Annotated in this window: 19 protein-coding genes; 5 read left to right on the plus strand and 14 right to left on the minus strand. The window is 70.0% G+C overall.

Translation table 11 applies throughout. The features are described from left to right. Positions 1-89 precede the first annotated feature (89 nt). Positions 90-1,049 (plus strand): glycosyltransferase family 2 protein, encoded by a 960-nt coding sequence (locus tag ETD85_RS32890; protein ID WP_138693707.1) that lies wholly within the window; start codon positions 90-92, stop codon positions 1,047-1,049. Between the two features lie 11 nt (positions 1,050-1,060). Beyond that, positions 1,061-1,609, plus strand: coding sequence for a dTDP-4-dehydrorhamnose 3,5-epimerase family protein (locus tag ETD85_RS32895; RefSeq protein ID WP_138693708.1), 549 nt, complete (start codon positions 1,061-1,063; stop codon positions 1,607-1,609). Here ETD85_RS32895 and ETD85_RS32900 read toward each other — a convergent pair. Genes ETD85_RS32900 through ETD85_RS32910 form a run of 3 tightly spaced genes read right to left on the minus strand, consistent with a single transcriptional unit; the run spans position 1,498 to position 4,512 of the window. Continuing rightward, positions 1,498-2,919, minus strand: a complete 1,422-nt coding sequence (locus ETD85_RS32900; RefSeq protein WP_138693709.1) for an O-antigen ligase family protein — start codon at positions 2,917-2,919, stop codon at positions 1,498-1,500. The genes ETD85_RS32895 and ETD85_RS32900 overlap by 112 nt on opposite strands. Then, a complete protein-coding gene (locus ETD85_RS32905; RefSeq protein ID WP_138693710.1) occupies positions 2,916-3,644 on the minus strand; it encodes a YveK family protein in 729 nt (242 codons plus the stop codon). The genes ETD85_RS32900 and ETD85_RS32905 overlap by 4 nt, the downstream gene beginning before the upstream one ends. 7 nt (positions 3,645-3,651) lie before the next feature. Then, complete coding sequence (locus tag ETD85_RS32910; protein ID WP_138693711.1) at positions 3,652-4,512, minus strand: hypothetical protein; 861 nt, start codon at positions 4,510-4,512, stop codon at positions 3,652-3,654. 262 nt (positions 4,513-4,774) lie between these two features. On the opposite strand from ETD85_RS32910, the gene ETD85_RS32915 reads away from it, so the two are divergent. Next, on the plus strand, positions 4,775-5,881 hold the full coding sequence (locus ETD85_RS32915) for an acyltransferase family protein (protein WP_206058844.1): 1,107 nt from the start codon (positions 4,775-4,777) through the stop codon (positions 5,879-5,881). On the opposite strand, the gene ETD85_RS32920 is transcribed toward ETD85_RS32915, so the two are convergent. The 10 genes from ETD85_RS32920 to ETD85_RS32965 all read right to left on the minus strand — a co-directional run bounded on the left by ETD85_RS32920 (position 5,874) and on the right by ETD85_RS32965 (position 15,997). Then, the gene (locus ETD85_RS32920; protein WP_240779582.1) at positions 5,874-6,695 is read right to left on the minus strand and encodes a hypothetical protein; all 822 of its coding nucleotides are present in this window, start codon (positions 6,693-6,695) and stop codon (positions 5,874-5,876) included. The two genes, ETD85_RS32915 and ETD85_RS32920, sit on opposite strands and share 8 nt — an antisense overlap. A 138-nt stretch (positions 6,696-6,833) precedes the next feature. Next, positions 6,834-7,655 carry a class I SAM-dependent methyltransferase gene (locus tag ETD85_RS32925; protein WP_138693713.1) on the minus strand — a complete coding sequence of 274 codons (822 nt, stop codon included), beginning with the start codon at positions 7,653-7,655 and terminating at the stop codon, positions 6,834-6,836. A 7-nt stretch (positions 7,656-7,662) separates the two neighbouring features. Continuing rightward, on the minus strand, positions 7,663-8,541 hold the full coding sequence (locus tag ETD85_RS32930; protein ID WP_138693714.1) for a glycosyltransferase family 2 protein: 879 nt from the start codon (positions 8,539-8,541) through the stop codon (positions 7,663-7,665). Between the two features lie 13 nt (positions 8,542-8,554). Then, positions 8,555-10,030 carry an oligosaccharide flippase family protein gene (locus ETD85_RS32935; RefSeq protein WP_138693715.1) on the minus strand — a complete coding sequence of 492 codons (1,476 nt, stop codon included), beginning with the start codon at positions 10,028-10,030 and terminating at the stop codon, positions 8,555-8,557. 11 nt (positions 10,031-10,041) lie between these two features. Next, positions 10,042-11,019, minus strand: coding sequence for a hypothetical protein (locus ETD85_RS32940; RefSeq protein ID WP_138693716.1), 978 nt, complete (start codon positions 11,017-11,019; stop codon positions 10,042-10,044). Next, positions 11,016-12,305 carry a DUF4910 domain-containing protein gene (locus tag ETD85_RS32945; protein ID WP_240779583.1) on the minus strand — a complete coding sequence of 430 codons (1,290 nt, stop codon included), beginning with the start codon at positions 12,303-12,305 and terminating at the stop codon, positions 11,016-11,018. Before ETD85_RS32945 ends, ETD85_RS32940 begins: the two co-directional genes overlap by 4 nt. Beyond that, positions 12,302-13,321 carry an NAD-dependent epimerase/dehydratase family protein gene (locus tag ETD85_RS32950; protein WP_138693717.1) on the minus strand — a complete coding sequence of 340 codons (1,020 nt, stop codon included), beginning with the start codon at positions 13,319-13,321 and terminating at the stop codon, positions 12,302-12,304. The genes ETD85_RS32945 and ETD85_RS32950 overlap by 4 nt, the downstream gene beginning before the upstream one ends. Then, a complete protein-coding gene (locus ETD85_RS32955; RefSeq protein ID WP_240779584.1) occupies positions 13,321-13,983 on the minus strand; it encodes a PIG-L deacetylase family protein in 663 nt (220 codons plus the stop codon). Before ETD85_RS32955 ends, ETD85_RS32950 begins: the two co-directional genes overlap by 1 nt. Next, positions 13,965-14,744, minus strand: coding sequence for a sugar phosphate nucleotidyltransferase (locus tag ETD85_RS32960; RefSeq protein WP_138693718.1), 780 nt, complete (start codon positions 14,742-14,744; stop codon positions 13,965-13,967). The genes ETD85_RS32955 and ETD85_RS32960 overlap by 19 nt, the downstream gene beginning before the upstream one ends. Continuing rightward, on the minus strand, positions 14,741-15,997 hold the full coding sequence (locus ETD85_RS32965; protein WP_338087187.1) for a class I SAM-dependent methyltransferase: 1,257 nt from the start codon (positions 15,995-15,997) through the stop codon (positions 14,741-14,743). The genes ETD85_RS32960 and ETD85_RS32965 overlap by 4 nt, the downstream gene beginning before the upstream one ends. A 55-nt stretch (positions 15,998-16,052) precedes the next feature. Between ETD85_RS32965 and rfbC the strand changes: the two genes are divergently transcribed. Further along, positions 16,053-16,610, plus strand: coding sequence for a dTDP-4-dehydrorhamnose 3,5-epimerase (gene rfbC / locus ETD85_RS32970; RefSeq protein WP_138693720.1), 558 nt, complete (start codon positions 16,053-16,055; stop codon positions 16,608-16,610). Continuing rightward, entirely contained in the window at positions 16,604-17,434 is an 831-nt protein-coding gene (locus ETD85_RS32975; protein WP_138693721.1) for a glycosyltransferase, read from the plus strand. Before rfbC ends, ETD85_RS32975 begins: the two co-directional genes overlap by 7 nt. Here the strand turns inward: ETD85_RS32975 and ETD85_RS32980 are convergent. Beyond that, positions 17,431-17,846: LamG domain-containing protein (locus ETD85_RS32980; protein ID WP_138693722.1), on the minus strand; the 416-nt coding region annotated here is incomplete at its 5' end. The genes ETD85_RS32975 and ETD85_RS32980 overlap by 4 nt on opposite strands.

Below are 17,846 nucleotides of genomic sequence, written 5' to 3' on the forward strand. Positions count from 1 at the left end.
GCGACGTCCCGGCCCCTGATCTCCTATCGACCCATACGTGCCGTTCGTTACGCTGTAACGCTCCAGAGCGGACCCGCGATGGCGAACATGTGACGCCTGGCGCTTCCCGCATCGCGGTCGTGATCGTGACCTACAACAGCGCGCGGATCCTCGGTGGCTGCCTGGCCTCGTTGCCGGGCGGCGCGCAGGGCGTGGACCTCGCCGCCGTCGTCGTGGCGGACAACGCCTCGAAGGACGGCTCGCTGGCCATCGCCGAGCAGGCCGCCGACCAGGCCACCGAGCAGGCCACCGACCAGGCCGCCGGACTGCCGATCAGGGCCGTGCAGGTCGGCAGGAACGCCGGTTACGCGGCGGCGGTCAACGCCGGGATCGCGGCGCTCGACCTCGGCGAGATCGACGCGGTCTTCGTGATGAACCCCGACTGCCGGCTTCGCCCCGGCTCGCTCGCCGCCCTGGCCGCTGCGCTCGGCCGGGCGCGTACCGGCATCGCCGTCCCCATGCTGGTGAGCACCGAGGGCGTGCTGCACCACTCGCTGCGCCGCGCGCCCACCGTGCGGGGTGCGCTGGCCGAGGCGCTGATCGGCGGGCGGCTGGCCGACCGGGTCGGCGCGCTGGGCGAGATGATCACGGACCCCGGCCGGTACGAGCGCCCCGGGCCCGCCGTATGGGCCACCGGCGCGGCCATGCTCATCTCCACGGCGGCGATCTCCGACATCGGGCCGTGGGACGAGTCCTTCCTGCTCTACAGCGAGGAGACCGAGTACGCGCTGCGCGCCGGCGACCTCGGCTGGACACTCTGGTACGAATCCACCGCGGTCGTCGAGCACATCGGCGGCGAGGCGAAGGTCAACCCCATGCTGGCCGCGCTGCTCACCGTCAACCGGGTGCGGCTGTTCCGCCGCCGCCGGGGACGGCTGGCGAGCGCGGCCTTCTACCTGGCCGTGCTGCTCGGCGAGGCGATACGGGCGGCAGCGGGCCGCCGTACGGCCAGAGCGTCGCTCGTGGCCCTGCTTCGGCCCTCACGGCGGCTGCGGGCGCTACCTGGATGAGAGGAACGGACATGAGGGTCGACCGGCTGGAGATCGAGGGCGTGCTGCTGTTCCTGCCGACGCCGTACCACGACGACCGGGGGTTCTTCACCAGGACCTTCGACGCCGCGATCGCCGCCGAGCACGGGCTGGACCACGCGGCGTTCGTGCAGGACAGCCAGTCACGCTCGCGCCTTGGCACGGTCCGGGGCATGCACGGGCGCGCCGGGCGCGGCGAGGCCAAGCTGGTGCGCGCGGCGCACGGCGCCGTGCTGGACTTCCTGGTCGACGCGCGGCCCGGCTCGCCGACCTTCGGCTCCCACGTCTCCGTCCGGCTCGACGACGTGTCGTTCGCGCACCTGTACGTGCCGCCCGGGATCCTGCACGGCTACCAGGCACTGACCGAGCACGCCGACGTCTGCTACCGCATCGACAGGGAGCACGACCCGGCCGAGGACCTGGCCGTGCGTTACGACGACCCGGACCTCGCGCTGCCCTGGCCGTTGCCGGTCAGCGCGATCAGCGGGCGCGACCTGTCGGCGGGCTCCTGGAAGGAGCTCAGGAGCCGCCTGGCCGCCTGATCCCGCCGCTCGAACCGCAGCAGCGCCCCGGCCGCGCCGACGAGCAGGAACATCACGCTGGTGATGCCGGGGAAGGAGAGCATGTCGAAGGTGGCCGCGCCGAGCAGCGGGATCACCAGGCAGGCCGCGATGGTCAGCGCCAGGTTGCGGACGTTCGGGTCGGTGCTCGACCGGCGGACCCTGAGCGCGACGACGATCGCGCAGACGAGCACCCCGACGAACGTCAGCGTGCCCAGCAGCCCGGTCTCGACCAGCGACAGCAGGTACTGGTTGTCGAACACCTGGTGCTTGAACGGATACCAGGTGCCGAGCCCGTGCCCGAAGATCGGGCTCCGGTCGAACTCCCGCATCGCGAAGGGCCAGTCGTGCGTGCGGAACCTGATGCTGCTGTCGTCGCTCGCCCCGGCGAACAGGTTGTAGAACGTGCCGATCAGGCCGGGCGCCAGCACCTTCATGAAGCCGAGGAAGATCACGAACGCGCCGATGGTGACGATCCTGCGCCGGTTGGACCAGCCGATCAGCAGGATCAGCCCTGCTCCCGCCAGGCCGAGCACGGCGGTCCTGGACACCGAGAACATCAGGCCGGCCGCGATGACGACGGCGCAGATCCACCACCGGCCCGCCGCCTGACCGCGCGAGCGGGCCTGGAACCCGAGGTGGGCGGCGATCGGCAGCAGCATCGCCGACAGCGCGCCGAACTCGATCGGGTGCCCGAGCGTGCCTGCGACCCTGCGCAGGTCGGAGCGGGAGATCACGGTCGGCACCTCCTCGACGGAGGAGTGCCGCAGCCCGGGGATCTTCATGTACGCGGTCAGGTCGAAGTCGAGCCTGAACTGCAGCAGGGCCACGATCGCCGCGAACGCGCCGCCGATCACGACCGCCTTGAGCACGAAGTCCAGCCGGTCGCGGTCGCTGATCCCGTCGCACATCACCAGCAGCAGGCCGATGTAGCCCAGATAGAGCACGAGCGAGTGATCGGTCAGGTTGAGCTCGTCGGAGGGCAGGTAGACGTGCGTCGTGTAGCCGTAGACGGCCAGGAGCACCATGCCGTACACGAAGACCGACGTACGGACCGGGTTGCTCCCCTTGGCCACGCCCGACGTGCTGATCATCTGGGCGCACAGCCACACCAGGCCGAGCGCCAGCGCCAGGATCTCGGCGGGGGTGAGCGACAGCGGGAGCCCGGCGACCGCCAGGCGGGCCGGGAGGATCAGCAGGCTCAGCACGAACAGGCAGACCAGGGTGGCGCCGTCGGCCCGGCGCGGCCGGCCGGCGGTCGTGTCCAGCCCGCGCGTACCGGTCGCGTTCACCCTTGTCGTCCAGTCAGCAACGGCGCCCCGTTGCTCGCGCCGAGGCCGGGCGGGCTCGGCTCACCCGGCGTACGGCGGGCGCGGCGGTGCCGGACGAAGCTCTCGGCGGCGAAGGCGGCCAGCAGGCTCGTGAAGAAGCCCAGCGCCGCCATGACCACCGCGGTGCGCATCCGGCTGCCCTTCTTCTCGTCGGGCGTGGTCGGCGGCACCACGACGGTGGCCGTCACGTACGTGGTCGGCGGCGCGTTCACCTGGGCCTGCCTGAGCCGCAGCTCCTGTTTGGCCAGGTCGGTGACCTTCGTGACGATCCCGTGGGCCAGCTCCGCGCTCGGCGCCTCGACGGTGATGATGATGAAGGGGGTCGAGGGCATCAGCTCGGGGTTGGTGCCGCCGCTGGTGACCTTGAGCGTGGTGTCGCCGCCGATCGGCGCGCCGACCTTGGCCGCCAGCTCCGGGGTGGTCAGCGCCTGGATGAGGATCGACGTGGTCATGCTCAGCCCCTGGTCGAAGGAGACCAGGGGGTTGGAGCGCGGGTTGGGGAAGTCCGGGTCGCTCGGCACGCTCGCGCCGCTGACCGGAAGGGTCAGGACCATCGCCGAGGTGGAGACGAACGTCTTGGGCGCCATGGAGAAGACGCCGAGCGCTCCCGCGGCGGTGAGCACGAAGGCCGGGAGCGTCACGTACCAGCGCCGGAACAGCACTGACACCGTTGCCCAGAAGTCCATGCGGGTCTCACTTCCCGCCGTCGTCCTGGCGCGCCTGTGCCCAGGGCACGGGCACGGATGAAAGGGCTTCGGGACGGTAGATGGGGAACTCCATGGTGACGGAGCTGTCCTCGTCGAGCTCCGGCTCCCGTACCGGCTCGCCGGGCTCGTCGGCCGTCATCGGCTCCTCCGCGGCCTGCACCGGCGCGGCGATGGGGACGAAAGGCACGGCGGGCACGGCGGGCGCAGCGGCGACGACAGGCGCGGCGGGCGCGATCGCGGTCACCGGCCACGGCCGCTCCCTCTCCCGGCCGGCCGGACGCGGGTGGGCGCCCCTGCGCGTCACGCCGTACGCGACGGCCAGGCCGGCGATCAGGCAGAGCACGGCCGCGCCGATGGCGTTCTGCCAGTTGGAGCTGAAGTCGGCCTCCGGCTTGGCGGGCGGCACGATGTCGGTCGAGGTGATGAACGTGTTCGCCGGCGCGCCGAGCGCCCGCTGCCACTTGAACAGCTCGCTCGCCACGCGCTTGCGCGCCGCCGTGAGCACGGACGTCGCCTTGGCCGGGGAGTCGCTGTCGACGCTGATGTAGATGTACGGCCCGCTGATGTCCAGCACGTTCGGGTTGGTACGCCCGTCGTCGATCGTGATCTCCGTCGGCCCGTCCTTGGGCGCGCCGAGCTGCGTCCAGACGTCCTGCGTGTTCATCGACAGGATGACGATGCTGGCCCCGGTCTTCAGGGCGTCGTTGAAGGAGAGGAACGGGTTGGTGAGCCCCTGCTTCGACTTGTCGGAGTTGATGGTCCCGCCGTTGACCGGGCTGGCCAGGACGATCGAGACGTCCGCCGTGTAGTGGGTGGGGACCGCGAAGTACACCCCCACGCCGATCAACAGCGACAGGAGAATCAGTGGCGGGCCTATGAGAACTCGTCGGAGTAGACCAAGGATCGTCGTCCAGAACTCCATTTTGTAACGTTCCCCCGCCTAAGCCCGCATGTCTGGGTCATCCGAGCGCGCTTGTCCTATAAGGGATCATCGGTCGTTCCCGATCGATCGTTACATCTTTCCTAAATCCCGTTACATCGCGAGGTGTCGGCGCGATAGACCCTACGACTAGGGCGGGGGTCTTCGGGTGGGGCTGACAGCGGACCAGGTGTCAACGCGGGGAAGACTTGCCGGGCTCGACGGTTTACGTGGGCTGGCCGCGCTGTTCGTCGTCCTGCATCATTGCTGGCTGCTGTCCTTTCCCGGATTTCCGGTCAACGGCGCGCCGGCGTGGACCGGCTGGCTGCTCTACGGCCATTTCGCCGTGGTGGTGTTCATCGTCCTGTCGGGTTTCTCGCTGGCGGTCTCGCCCGCGCGCAACGGCTGGCGGCTGGGCAGCGCGCGCACGTTCGCGGTCCGCCGGGCCTGGCGCATCCTGCCGCCGTACTGGGCGGCGCTGGCGTTCAGCCTGGTGGTCGCCTGGACGGTCATCCCCCAGCCGGGGCAGGAGGTGCCCACCGGGCGCTCGGTCCTGTTCTTCGGGCTGCTGCTGCAGGACGTCTTCGGCTCCCCGAGCCCCAACGGGGCACTGTGGTCGATCGCCGTGGAGGCGCAGCTCTACTTCGTCTTCCCCCTGATGCTGCTGATCCTGCGCAGGAAGGGCGCGGCGGTGCTGCTCGGCGCGGTGAGCGCGCTGGTCGTCGCGGTGGGGGCGCTGGCGCCCGTCGTGCCGGTGGTGGACGTGCTGATGCGGCTGACCCCGCAGTTCGCCGTGCTGTTCGCCGTGGGCGCGGTCTGCGCCGGCATCGTACGGGCCGACGAGCGGCAGGCCGGCCTGCCCTGGCACTGGTTCGCCGCGGCCGCGGCCGTCCCCGTGCTGCTGCTCATCGTGCTGGCCGGCCCGGTGTGGGTGGTCGCGAACTTCTTCTGGGTGGACCTGGCGATCGGCCCGGCGGCGGGGCTGCTGCTGACGGCGGTGGCGACCGGCCGGCCGGGGTGGCTGGTGCGGCTGCTCGACACCCGCCCGCTGCGGCGGCTCGGCTCGTTCTCCTACAGCCTCTACCTGATCCACGCGCCGCTCGTCGTCATGGTCAACCGGCTGTTCCTCGCGCCGCTGATGCCGCCCGGCGTGCCGATGTTCCTGCTCACGCTGGTCCTGGCGGTGCCGGTGTGCGTGGGGGCGGCCTGGCTGTTCGCCTCGGTGTTCGAGCTGCCCTTCCAGCGGCACAGAAGCTGGAAGGGCCTGCGCGAAGCCGTACGCGCCCGGTTCAGGTGATCTTGGCCAGCGCTTCCGCCTCGTAGGCGGCGGCGAGCTCCTCCGGGATGCGTTCCAGGCCGGCGGCCTGGTAGAAGTCACGCAATGTGGTGCCCTTGCAGGTGGCGTCCACGTTGGGCGCCGCCGCACGGGACCGGACGTCGTCGATGTGCACGGTGCGGAAGTCAATGCTGAAGCGAGTCCTGCCCGAGGTGTTGGCGACGGTGGAGTGCAGCTGGGCTCCCGAGAACAGCAGGATCCCGCCGGGCTCGGGCACCAGCCTCAGGTCGCTCACCAGGTCGAGCTCCTCCTCCGGCTTGGGCTGCTCGCGGGTGTCGGTGTAGATGTGCTGCGCCGCGGTGGGCCGGCTGACGGCCGTCCAGTCGGCGTAGTCGTAGCGGCCGCTGCCGTTGCGCACGGGCCGGTCGAAGTACTGCGGGTGCAGCGCGAAGACGTTCTCCGGCACCACCTCGTAGATCGGGATCCACCAGTTGACCTGGCAGAAGGGCGCGGCGTACCAGCAGTCGCGATGCGCGTGGTAGGCGTAGGAGATGCCCGAGTCGAGGTAGTGGTCGGAGGTCGAGGTGCGCAGCCTCGGCACGTCGAAATAGGTGTCGCCGAGCGACATGCCCAGTTCCTCCATCAGCAGCGGGAGGAGCTTCTTGCAGGTGGGATGGTGGATGAAGCGCGGCTTGAGCTCGGCCAGCAGCGCGGCGAACTCCTCCACCGGCATGTCGAACTGCGCGGTCTGGGGATCACGGTCCCCGAACGCCTCCTCGATCAGCTCGCGAGCGAATTCGATGAGCTTGGTCGAGGAAGGCGTCGCGGAGTACAAAAAGACGTTTCCCTGGAAGAGCATCCGCCGCCGATCGTCATCGCTGACTCGGCTATTGGACAAGACAACGGACATAGCGGGATTTTTCTCCCCACACTTGGTGCTTTTAACCACCTCTCGCGTGGGGTCGTAATTTCGTTACAGGGGCAACTGTGTCTCCGTGTCGGGTTTCCCGACGTATTGTCCGTATTCTGGGTGTTCGAAGCGGTGCAATGCCTGAAAGTTATCGTTCCAGGGGGCCGAAACGGGGCGCTTGTGCCGCAACCCGTTGATCGGCGCCAGCTTGAGCGTCTCGTGCTCCTCGTTGAACTCCCTGATCGCGCTGAGCTCGCCGACGTAGTCGTTGTGGATGATCTGGTCGTCGTCGCCGACGGTGTCGTCCAGGTAGCAGAACACACGGGGCAGGAAATACTTGTGATCGCCCCTGAACAGCTTGAGCGCCGCCGCGGTCGAGGAGTAGAAGTCCACGTCGATGGAGACGAACCCGATCGGCGCGGGCTGCTCGGTGTCGAGAAAGCCCTCCACGGTGTCATCGATGTCGCCCAGGATCAGGTGGGCCGCGCCGAGCCTGGCCCGCAGGGCCTCGACGTCCATGACGAAGTCGCCTTCACGCCAGATGTAGGGCAGGTCCCGGTGGTCGGTGGGCTTGGGCAGCCCCGCGCCCGTGTCGAAGCCGTAGACGTCGATCTGCACGCCCGACGCGGCCGTCGCCAGCGCCGCCATGCGGTTGAGCTCCACGATGCCGGCCCCGCCCGCGACCCCGAACTCGACCACGCTGATGCGGCCGACGCCGAGGCGCCTGGCCAGCTCGGCGGCCTGCTGCACGCCGTAGGCGTAGTGCGGCCTGGGGTACAGGTCGAGCGCGCAGCGCAGCTCGTACGAGCCGAACGGCAGGCGGCGCATGACGGCCAGCAGGATCCGGCCAGGCTGCATGAGCAGCCGTACGATGCGAATCAGCAACGGGAGATCACCCTTTCGAAGAGACGGCTCGGGCGGCCAACCCGGCGAGTTTGCGGCTGCGGTGCGCCAGCATCTGCTGCTGCCTGCGCCAATACGTACGCAGGAGCACGCCCCGGGCCCTGCTGCGCTGCCCGGCGGAGAGCTCCGTGCCGTCCAGGGCCCGATACATCGCCCTGAACTGCAGTGTGGTGGCGAACCGCGCGGTCCACGCGGGCACGCCGAGCGCCGCGGCGATCCCGGTGAGCCGCCGCTCGCGCAGGTTCCTGTGCGCCAGCATCTCGGGCACGTGCCCCCAGGGCGCGGTGAGCGCGAGCATGGTGGCGTAGACCTCGTCCTCGCGGATCATCAGCGGTCGCGGCACCGCGGCCACCCGCTCGCGCCGCATCAGGCCGTAGAGGGGGTCGAGCCCGTGGTGCTCGGTGGTGACCACGTCCCACAGCTCGTCGAGGCGGTCCACGGGGTCGTCGGAGAGCATCCCGGTGCCGCGGTAGCGCGGCTGGTGGACCGATCCGTCCGCGGTGGTGTAGGTCATGTCGGAAGTGACCAGGATGAGCCGTTCGTCGGCCAGGAACGGCTCCAGGGTGCGGGAGACGTAATTCGGTTCGAGCAGGTCGTCGTCGCCCATCCACCGGAAGAAGTCGCCCCGCGACCGGTTGAGCACCTCGACGAAGTTCCCGATCACCCGCAGGTCGCGGTGCTGCCGGTGGTAGGAGATCCGGCTGTCCTGCCTGGCCAGCTCGCGGCAGAGCTCCTGCGTCCCGTCGGTGGAGGCGTTGTCCGAGATCACCACCTCCAGGTCGGCGTGATCCTGCGCCAGCACCGAGCGCACGGCCGTCTCCAGGCGGTCCGCGCCGTTGCGTACCGGGATTCCGATGGACACCAGCATCGCTGCTCCTCGACTATCGCGCGCGGGCGGGAAGCAGCCGCCCCAGGCGATCACTCACGAAAATGAACTGGTCGCGAGTCACCACGACCAGCGCGTAGGCCAGCAGCCCACCGCCGCCCGCCACGACAAGCTGGACGAACGGGATGCTGTGGGTCAGCGTGGACAGCCCCAGCGCGACGGCCGCCGACAGCAGGGCGCCGATGGCGGGGCGGCCCAGCGCGGGCAGGACCGGTCCGAGGCGTACCCCGGCCCGGTGCACGGCGAGCATGGCCAGCGGCAGGGCGACCAGCACGGCGGCGGCTGCCTGCCCGATCGCGGCGCCGCGGATGCCGTCGAGGTTGGTGCCGACGATCACCGCGGGGACCATCGCCGCCGCGTGCCCGAGGTTCATCCACACGGTCGAGCGGGTGGCGCCCTGCCCGTTCAGGATGTCCAGGGCGAAGGAGGTGAGCATCCGCACCACCATCAGGACGGCCAGGAACCGCAGCACGCCCGCGGCCAGCTCCCATTCCTCGCCGTAGATGAAGATGATCAGCGGGTGCGCGAGCACCCCCATGAAGACGGCCAGCGGCAGCACCATGCTGATGAGCAGCGGCACGCTCTTCTGCACGCCGAGCGACAGCGACTCCCCGTCCCGCTCGGCCAGCCGGGAGAAGCCGGCGATGGAGACCATCCGGATGGCGCTGCCGATGATGCCGGGCACCCAGCTCGACACGTTGAAGGCCATCAGGTAGAAGCCCAGCCAGACATTGCCCATGATGTTGCCGACGATGATGTAGCCCACGTTGAGCAGGGAGATCTCCAGCGCGATCCCGGCCGCCGACGGGATGCCGAAGCGCAGCAGCCTGGCGGCGATCGCCCGGTCGAACCCGAACCGGTACGGCAGCCGCGCGTAGTGCAGCATGAACCCGCCCGTGACCACGGCCCCGGCGAGCTGCCCCCACGCGAAGCTGAAGGCCCCTTGGCCCGTCGCCGCGAGCACGATGGCGACGGGCGCGTTGACCAGGAAGCCCGCCAGGATGGCCTTGGCGTTCGCGCCGGTGCGGAACCAGCGCAGCAGGGCCGCGCTGCGCACCGCCGTGATCGCCTCCACGAGGATGACCGCGGTGAGGATCCGCACCACCGGCGCGGCGTCCGCGCTGCCCGCGAGCGTGGCGAAGAGCGGGGCGCCCAGCCAGAAGACGGCGTACAGGGCGACCGCGGAGATCATCGTGAGCGTGGTCGCGGTCGGCACGATGTCCTCCAGCCGCCCGCGCCACTGCACGACCGCCGACTGGACGCCGACGTCCTTGACCACCATGACGAACTGCATCGCGGCGAGTGCGACCGCGTACGTGCCGAAGTCCCCCGGAGCGAGGAGCCTGGCCAGGACCAGGCCCAGGATGAACGAGCCCGCACGGGTCACCAGCGTGCCGAGGAAGCTCCAGACGGCCCCTCGGCCCGCCTTGCGCCCGATATCGCTGATGTCGGGGCTCGATTGATCTTCCATGCCCGCCCTTCCTAGCTTGGCTCGCTGATCCGTTCCAGCCAGATCTCCCGCCAGAACGGGATGAATGCGCGAGGGCAGTTGGACTTGTATACGCCATCGCAGATGATGCCGTCGAGAGCGATGCAGGGGTTCTTCATCTCCAGCATCCGGCCCGACTTCTCGTCGATGCAGCGTTCGACGCGGGCGACCACCCGGGCCGTGCGGCCGCACGAACGTGCCATGTCCTCTTCGAAGCCGAGACCGCGGTTGAACCTGTTGGTGTTCAGCGTGGCGATGATCTCGTCCTTGGACTTGATCCTGACCAGCTCGCCCGGCTGCAGGTCGGTGGTGCCCGTCGGGGACGCCCCGGTGTGCGGCCCCGGCCCCACGAAGCCCCAGGCCAGGCCGCCCTTGATGCGCAGCCACCGCGGGAACCTCCTGGACAGCCGCTGGTAGCGGTTGAACAGCCCCAGGAAGATCGTGCGCAGGGTGGCGGCGACTCCCGCGTTGCCGACCCTGATGTCGGTGACGTACTGGCCCGGGTCGCGGAAGGGCAGCCGCTCGGGGGCCGCGCGCAGCAGCTCGGTCGCCTGGCAGCGGAACAGCTCCTCCCCCTCGGGCCCCGGCGCCCTCCTGGTGTTGATCTCCAGGAGCGGCAGCAGCGGGCGCTCGGGGACGACCTCCTGCCGGGTCGGCGGCCCGGACGCCCGCTTGACCCAGGCGGTCTTGAAGTAGAGCAGGCAGGCGGTCTGGCAGCCGCCGTGCGCCGAGCCGTCGCAGCGGGCGGCCGTCAGGTGCACGGCGTCGTTCATCCGCCGCATCCCGGTCTTCGTCATCGTGTCGCAGAGCTTGTTCGCGACCTTGTGCACGGTGAGGCGTTGCCCGCAGTAACGCAGCATTTCCGGCATGAAAGGGAGATTGTCCAGCTCTCCTCTTTCGTCGAGCGTGGCGAGGATCTCCTCAGCGCTGAGGACCTCCACGACGTCGCCCACCTTCAGCTCCGGTGTCATCCGACCCACTCCTTCACGAGACCCGCACTCTGTAGGACATGCGCCGCCTCGGCCAGGGCCTCGAACGGCAGGCTGGATCGTTCCGCAATCTGCAGGAGACTGTGCGTGCCGTCAGAGAGGTTCAGCACCCACAACATCGCCATCTGTGCCTGCTTTGTGTCACTCCGTCCGCCCAGGGAGCCGTACAGGCCACGTCTGCCCAGCTGGGGCTCGCCGTACGGGCTGAGGTTCTGGTACCGCCTGTTGCCCTCCAGGACTCGTACGGCCGACCACAACGTCTCCAGGGTGTCCTCCATCGCCGCTGGCAGCACGAAGTCGGGGTTGTCGGCCGAGGTGTGATATTCCGGGTAGCTCCCGTAGGGCGTCCTGGTCAGGGACCCGACGGGCAGGTTGAAGCCGGGCGAGCAGTACTGCCGCTCGTCGTATCCGTAGGGCGAGAAGTCGAGCAGCGTGTGCGGCCGGTCCTTCAGCACGTGCGCGAACACCTGGTCGATCTCGGCGTCGCCGCGCCTGCTGCGCTTGTAGTGGATCGTGCCGCCGTCCCCCGCGCAGGCCAGGGTGAGGCCGTGCTTGATCCGGTCGGCGCGGCCCCGGTTGAGCGCGAGCCAGGCGATGGCGCCGATGGTGCCGGGCGCGAAGATGAACCGGTAGGTGTACCAGGGGTCGGTCAGGCGCTGGGCCAGCGCGACGGCCACCGCGACGCCGGCCAGGTTGTCGTTGGCCAGCGACGGGTGGCAGACGTGGCAGGAGATCAGCACCTCCGCCGAGCTCCGGCCGCGCACGACGTGCTCGCCGTAGGTCAGGTGCCCGTCGGCCAGGGTGGAGTCGATCCTGACCTCGTACGGGCCGTCGCCGAGCCCGTCGAGCGTGCGCTGACTCAGGCAGAAGCCCCAGGTGTCCGCGTAGTAGCTGGTCCGGTACGGGACCAGGTCCGGCTGGTCCGGCAGGGTGTGCAGGTGCCCGCGCAGCTCCGCCAGGGACATGGTGGCCTCGACGGGCCCGCTGTAGCCGACCACGTGCAGGTTGGAGCGCTGGAAGTCGACCACCCGGCGGCCCGACGCGTCCTTGAGGTAGGCGTCGCGGATGTTCCACTCGCGGGGGATCGTCCAGTCGAGCACCTCGGTCCCGGTCGGCACCTCGGTGAGCTCCAGCGAGATCGACTCGCCGATGATCTCCAGGGTGCGGCGCAGGCCGTCGCCGGTGATGCTCCTGCACAGCGGATAGAGCCGCCGGACGAGATCGTGCATCTGGGCGCCCGTCATGGGCCCGTTCACGGATGCCGTCATGGGCGCAGCGTGGCGTCGACCGTGCCGGCGCCGCGCCGGTCGGCGATCCGCGCGAGCCTGGTGAAGCGGCGTTCGAAGCTTTCTCGCGTCAGCCCGTACGCCCGGTAGGCGTCGATCAGCTCCACCGCCCCCTCCTTGACCGTCCAGCTCGCCTCGTAGCCGGGCAGCGCGGCGCGGATCCTGGAGAAGTCGACGCGGTAGGAGCGCGGGTCGGCCCCCGTCTCACCGGTGATGAGCAGCGTCGATCCCGGCACCGCGGCGACGACCTCCGCCGCGATCTCGGCCACGGTCACGTTGTTGACCTCGGTGCCCACGTTGAAGGCCCGCCCGTGCACGGCTTCGCGCGGCGCGGCCAGGGCGGCGATGAAGGCGCCGGCGATGTCCCTGGCGTGGACCAGCGGGCGCCACGGCGTGCCGTCCGACAGCACCCGGACCTCGCCGGTCAGGAACGCGTGACCGACCAGGTTGTTCAGCACGATGTCCGCGCGCAGCCGCGGCGAGAACCCGAAGGCGGTCGCGTTGCGCAGGAACACCGGGGTGAAGTCCTCGTCGGCCAGCCCGATCAGGTCGTCCTCGACCCGCACCTTGGACTCCGCGTACGGCGTCACCGGCCGCAGCGGCGCGTCCTCGTCCAGCAGGTCGTCACCGCCGGATGCCCCGTAGACCGAGCAGGTCGAGGCGTACAGGAAGCGGCGCACGCCCATCTCCCTGGCCAGCCTGGCCAGCCGGGTGGAGGCGTGGTGGTTGATGTCGTAGGTCAGGTCGGGCGAGAGCGCGCCGAGCGGGTCGTTGGACAGCGCGGCCAAATGGATCACGGCGTCGAATCCGGCGACGTGCCGCGGCTCCACGTCGCGCAGGTCCACGGCGTGGGTGTCGATCGCGTCCGGCTCGGGCCCGAGCACGCAGTCGGCGAACAGACCCGAGTCCAGACCTGTCACCTCGTGCCCCGCCGCGACCAGCAGGGGGGCCAGCACGCTGCCCAGATAGCCCTGGTGGCCGGTGAGAAGTACCCGCATCAGTTCTCCAGATCGACGATCAGTTTGGACACGTGGAACGCTTCGGCGTAGCGCGCGTGGCACTCGATGCCCCGGATGCGGGCCAGGCCGAGGAACGCCTCGCGGTCGTACCAGGGCCGGTGTCTCTGGGAGGCGTAGTGCCGCTGCAGCAGATCGACCTTCTGCTCGGCCACCTCCGGCGCGAGCGGCTGGTAGACCGAGGGCGCGGCCAGGTCGCCGTCCCACTTGACGATCTCGTAGCCGAGCGCCAGGTGGTCGCGGAACGCGGTGGGCACGAGCTTGGCCAGGCCCCGGTGATCCTGGTGCGCGTCGCCCCGCCAGGGCGCGAAGATCAGGCCGGGGTCCGTACGCGCGCGCAGCTCCTCGACTGCGGCCTTGGCCTCCTCCCAGTGCGCGGGCAGGCGGCCGTCAGGCAGCTTCAGCACGGTGACCCGCAGGTCGGCGCCGGGGCAGAAGGCCGCGAGCGCGGCCCGCTCCTCGTCCTCGCGCTCGCTGCCGCCGCCGGACAGCACCAGGGCGTCCACCCGGAGGCCGGGGCGGGCGGCGCAGAGCGTCAGCAGGCTGCCGCCCGCGCCGATCGCCAGGTCGTCGCAGTGGGCGGCGAGCGCCGCGATGCCGGACAGGTTCGCTGGGCGCAGGCCGATCACAGGGACCGTTCCCACAGCGCCCAGGGCCGGTCTCCTCGCGAGTAGGCCTCGTCCAGCTCCATCCGCTGGTTGACGGTGTCGGTCGGCCGCCAGTAGCCGCGGTGCGGGTAGGCCAGCAGGCGCCCGCGCTTGGCCAGCTCCGCGCAGCCGTCGGCGACCAGGTCACCGTTCTCCGGGATGTGCTCGAAGACCTCCTGGGTCAGCACGAAGTAGCCGCCGTTGACCCACACCGGCATCTCGCTGACCGGCGAGATGCCGCCCACCAGGCCGCTCTCGCCCACCTCCACGCAGTGGAACGTCTGCGACGGCGGCACGACCATCATCGAGGCGGCCGCGCCGGACGCCTCGAAACGCTCGATGATCTCGGGCAGCGGGGCGTCGGTGAGCACGTCCGCGTAGTTGGCCAGGAACATCTCGTCGCCGCCCAGGTGGGATCGGACGCGGCGGAGCCGCTCGCCGATGGGGGCGTTGACCCCGGTCTGCACGAACGAGACGGACCAGTCGGAGATGTCGGCCGACAGCAGCTCGACCTTGCCCCCGCGCAGCACGAAGTCGTTGGACGTGGCCTCCTGGTAGGTCAGGAAGAAGTCCTTGATGTGGTGGGCGCCGTAACCCAGGCACAGGACGAACTCCTTGTGCCCGAAGTGCGCGTAGTAGCGCATGACGTGCCAGAGCAGTGGCCGCGGGCCGACCAGCGCCATCGGCTTGGGCACCTCGCCCGGCACACCGGTCCGCATGCGCGTCCCGTAGCCTCCGCAGAACAGGACGACCTTCACACGACCTCCAGATGGGGGATCGGGAAGACCAGCCGGCCTCCCCATTCGTGGATGTAGGACAGCTGTGCGGACAGCTCTTCGCGCAGGTTCCACGGCAGGACGAGGACGTAGTCGGGGCGGTCCTGGGCGATGCGCTCCGGCGCCACGATGGGAATTCGCGTCCCCGGGGTGTACCTGCCGTGCTTGTAGGGATTGCGGTCCACCGTGTAGGCCAGCAGGTCCTGGCGGATGCCGCAGTGGTTGAGCAGCGTGTTGCCCTTGCCGGGCGCGCCGTAGCCGACCACGGTCTTGCCCTCGTCCGCCGCCGTGATCAGGAAGCGGAGCAGGTCGCGCCGGACGCGGGCGACCCGGTGGGCGAAGTCCGCGTACCCGGACAGGTCGTGCAGCCCGGCCGCCTTCTCCCTGGCGAGCACGTCGGAGACCCGCTCAGCCGGCGCGCCGGCGGCGGCCTCCGGCCGCGCCCACAGGCGGATGGAGCCGCCGTGCGTGGGCAGCAGCTCGACGTCCACCAGGCTCAGGCCGCCGCTCGCCAGCGCCCGCCGGGCGGACTCGACCGTGTAGTACTGGAAGTGCTCGTGGTAGATCGTGTCGTACTGGTTGAGCTCCATGAGGGTCAGCAGGTGCTGCACCTCGATCGACACCCAGCCGTCGTCGGCCACCAGGGCGCGTAACCCCGCGGTGAACCCGATCAGGTCGGGGATGTGCGCGTAGACGTTGTTGGCCACGACCAGGTCGGCGGGACCGTGCTCGGCGCGGACCGCCGCGCCGCTCTCCGGCGTGAGGAACTCCGTCAGCGTCGGCACGCCCTTGTCCTTGGCCGCCTGCCCCACGTTGGCCGACGGCTCGATGCCCAGGCACCTGACGCCGCGCTCCACCACGTGCTGTAACAGGTAGCCGTCGTTGCTGGCCACCTCGACCACGAAGGAAGGTTTCAATCGTTCCAGAGCGTCGGCGACAAACTTCCGCGCGTGCTCCACCCATGAGGCGGAGAAACCGGCAAAGTAGGCGTATTCGGTGAACGTCTCTTCCGGTGTGATCAGCGCCGGGATCTGCGCTAACCGGCAATTGGTACAGAGCCGCAGGTGCAGCGGGTACGTGACCTCCGGCTCGTCCAGTTGGGACGCCGTGAGGAAGAGCTCACAGGGTGGTGTCGACCCGAGATCCACCACGCTGACCAGGTCTGCCGAGCCACACAGCCGGCACGATGTCATCAGCAACGGTTGCCGCCCGAAAATGACAAGATTTCCCCCCATCCGCGACACACAGCCGTACTTCGGGGGAGGACCAATAAGTGTTACAAGTATCTTCATGAAACAGCTGAGCATCGATGGAGCATTGCTCTACACCCCGCGCATCCATAGCGATCTGCGCGGAGATTTCCTGGAAAGTTTCCGCGCCGTGGACTTGCGCGAGGCGATCGGGAGCACGCTGGAGCTGGCCCAGATCAACTGCTCGGTCTCCAGGCGCGGCGTGTTACGCGGCGTCCATTTCGCCGACGTGCCCCCCGGCCAGGCCAAATACGTCATGTGCGTGGCGGGCGAGGTGCTGGACGTCGTCGTCGACGTGCGCGTGGGCTCGCCCACGTTCGGGCAGTGGGAGACCGTACGCCTCGACGCGGTCACGCACTGCGGGCTCTACCTCTCCGAGGGCCTCGGCCACGGCTTCCTGACGCTCAGCGAGTCGGCCACCGTCGTCTACGCCTGTTCCACCGGCTACGACCCGGCCCGCGAGCACGGCATCCACCCGCTCGACCCCGACCTCGCCATCGACTGGCCCCTGACCGAGGAGCCGATCATGTCGCCCAAGGACGCCGCGGCGCCCACCCTCAAGCAGGCCCGCGACCTGGGGATGCTGCCATCGTGCTGAGTGTCGTGATACCGGCCCACAACGAGGCCGGCGTGATCGGCCGGCTGCTGACCGGCCTGCTGCGCGAGGCGGAGCCGGGCGAGTTCGACGTCGTGGTGGTGGCCAACGGCTGCACCGACGGCACCGCCGAAGCGGCCGGGGCGTACGACGTCCGCGTGCTGACGACGCCGGTGCCGTCCAAGCGCGAGGCGCTGCGGCTGGGCGACGCGGCGGCCCGCGGGTATCCCCGGCTGTACGTGGACGCCGACATCGAGCTGGGCACCGCCGACGCGCGGGCGCTCGCGGCCGTGCTGGCCGCGCAGGACGGGCCGCTGGCCGCCGCTCCCGAGCGCGAGCTGGCGCTGGCCGACCGGCCCTGGGCGGTCCGCGCGTACTACGCGATCTGGACCCGCCTGCCGCACGTGCGCGCCGGGCTGTTCGGCCGGGGGGTCATCGCGGTGAGCGGCGCGGGCAACGAGCGGATCAGGGCGCTGCCGCCGGTGATGGCCGACGACCTGGCCGCCTCGCTCGCCTTCGCGCCGGACGAGCGGGTGATCGTGCCGTCCGCCCGCTCGGTGATCCGGCCCCCGCGCACGCTGGCCGACCTCCTGCGCCGCCGGGTGCGCGCGATGACCAGCGTGAGCGAGCTGGAGTCGGCGGCGGCGACGGCCGGTGAGCGCACCGGCCTGCGCGATCTGGCGGCCATCGTCGCCAGGGAGCCGCGCCTGCTCGCCGCCGCCGCCGTGTTCGTCCTGGTCGCCGTGCTGGCCAGGCGGAGAGCCGCCCGCGCGATCCGCGCGGGCGACTTCACCACCTGGCTGCGCGACGACAGCAGCAGGGCCTAGCTGACCGGCGTGTTCATGTCGGTCGTGACCTGGGCCGCGGTGAGCGCCTTGTTGTAGACGCGGACCTCGTCGATCAGGCCGCTGAAATACTCACCCGAACCGCTGTTGCCGCCGATCCGCAACGGACCGGTACCCACCCGCAGATTGCCGACCGTCGGATTCGTCGCCACCTGCACGCCATTGACGTACAACCGCAACGTCGAGCCGTCATACGTCGCCCCCACATGACTCCACGTGTTCAGCGGCAGATTCGACGGAGCCGGCGCGTTCGCCCCCGAAGAAGTATGGATGAACGCCGCAGGACCACTGCTGCCACTCCCCATCACCGCATACGCCAGATCCGCACCGAACTCCTTCATCAACACCGTCCGCCACCCCGACACGCTCGCCGGACGCACCCACGCCTCCAACG

The organism is Nonomuraea zeae, from assembly GCF_005889725.1.
Lineage (GTDB): Bacteria > Actinomycetota > Actinomycetes > Streptosporangiales > Streptosporangiaceae > Nonomuraea > Nonomuraea zeae.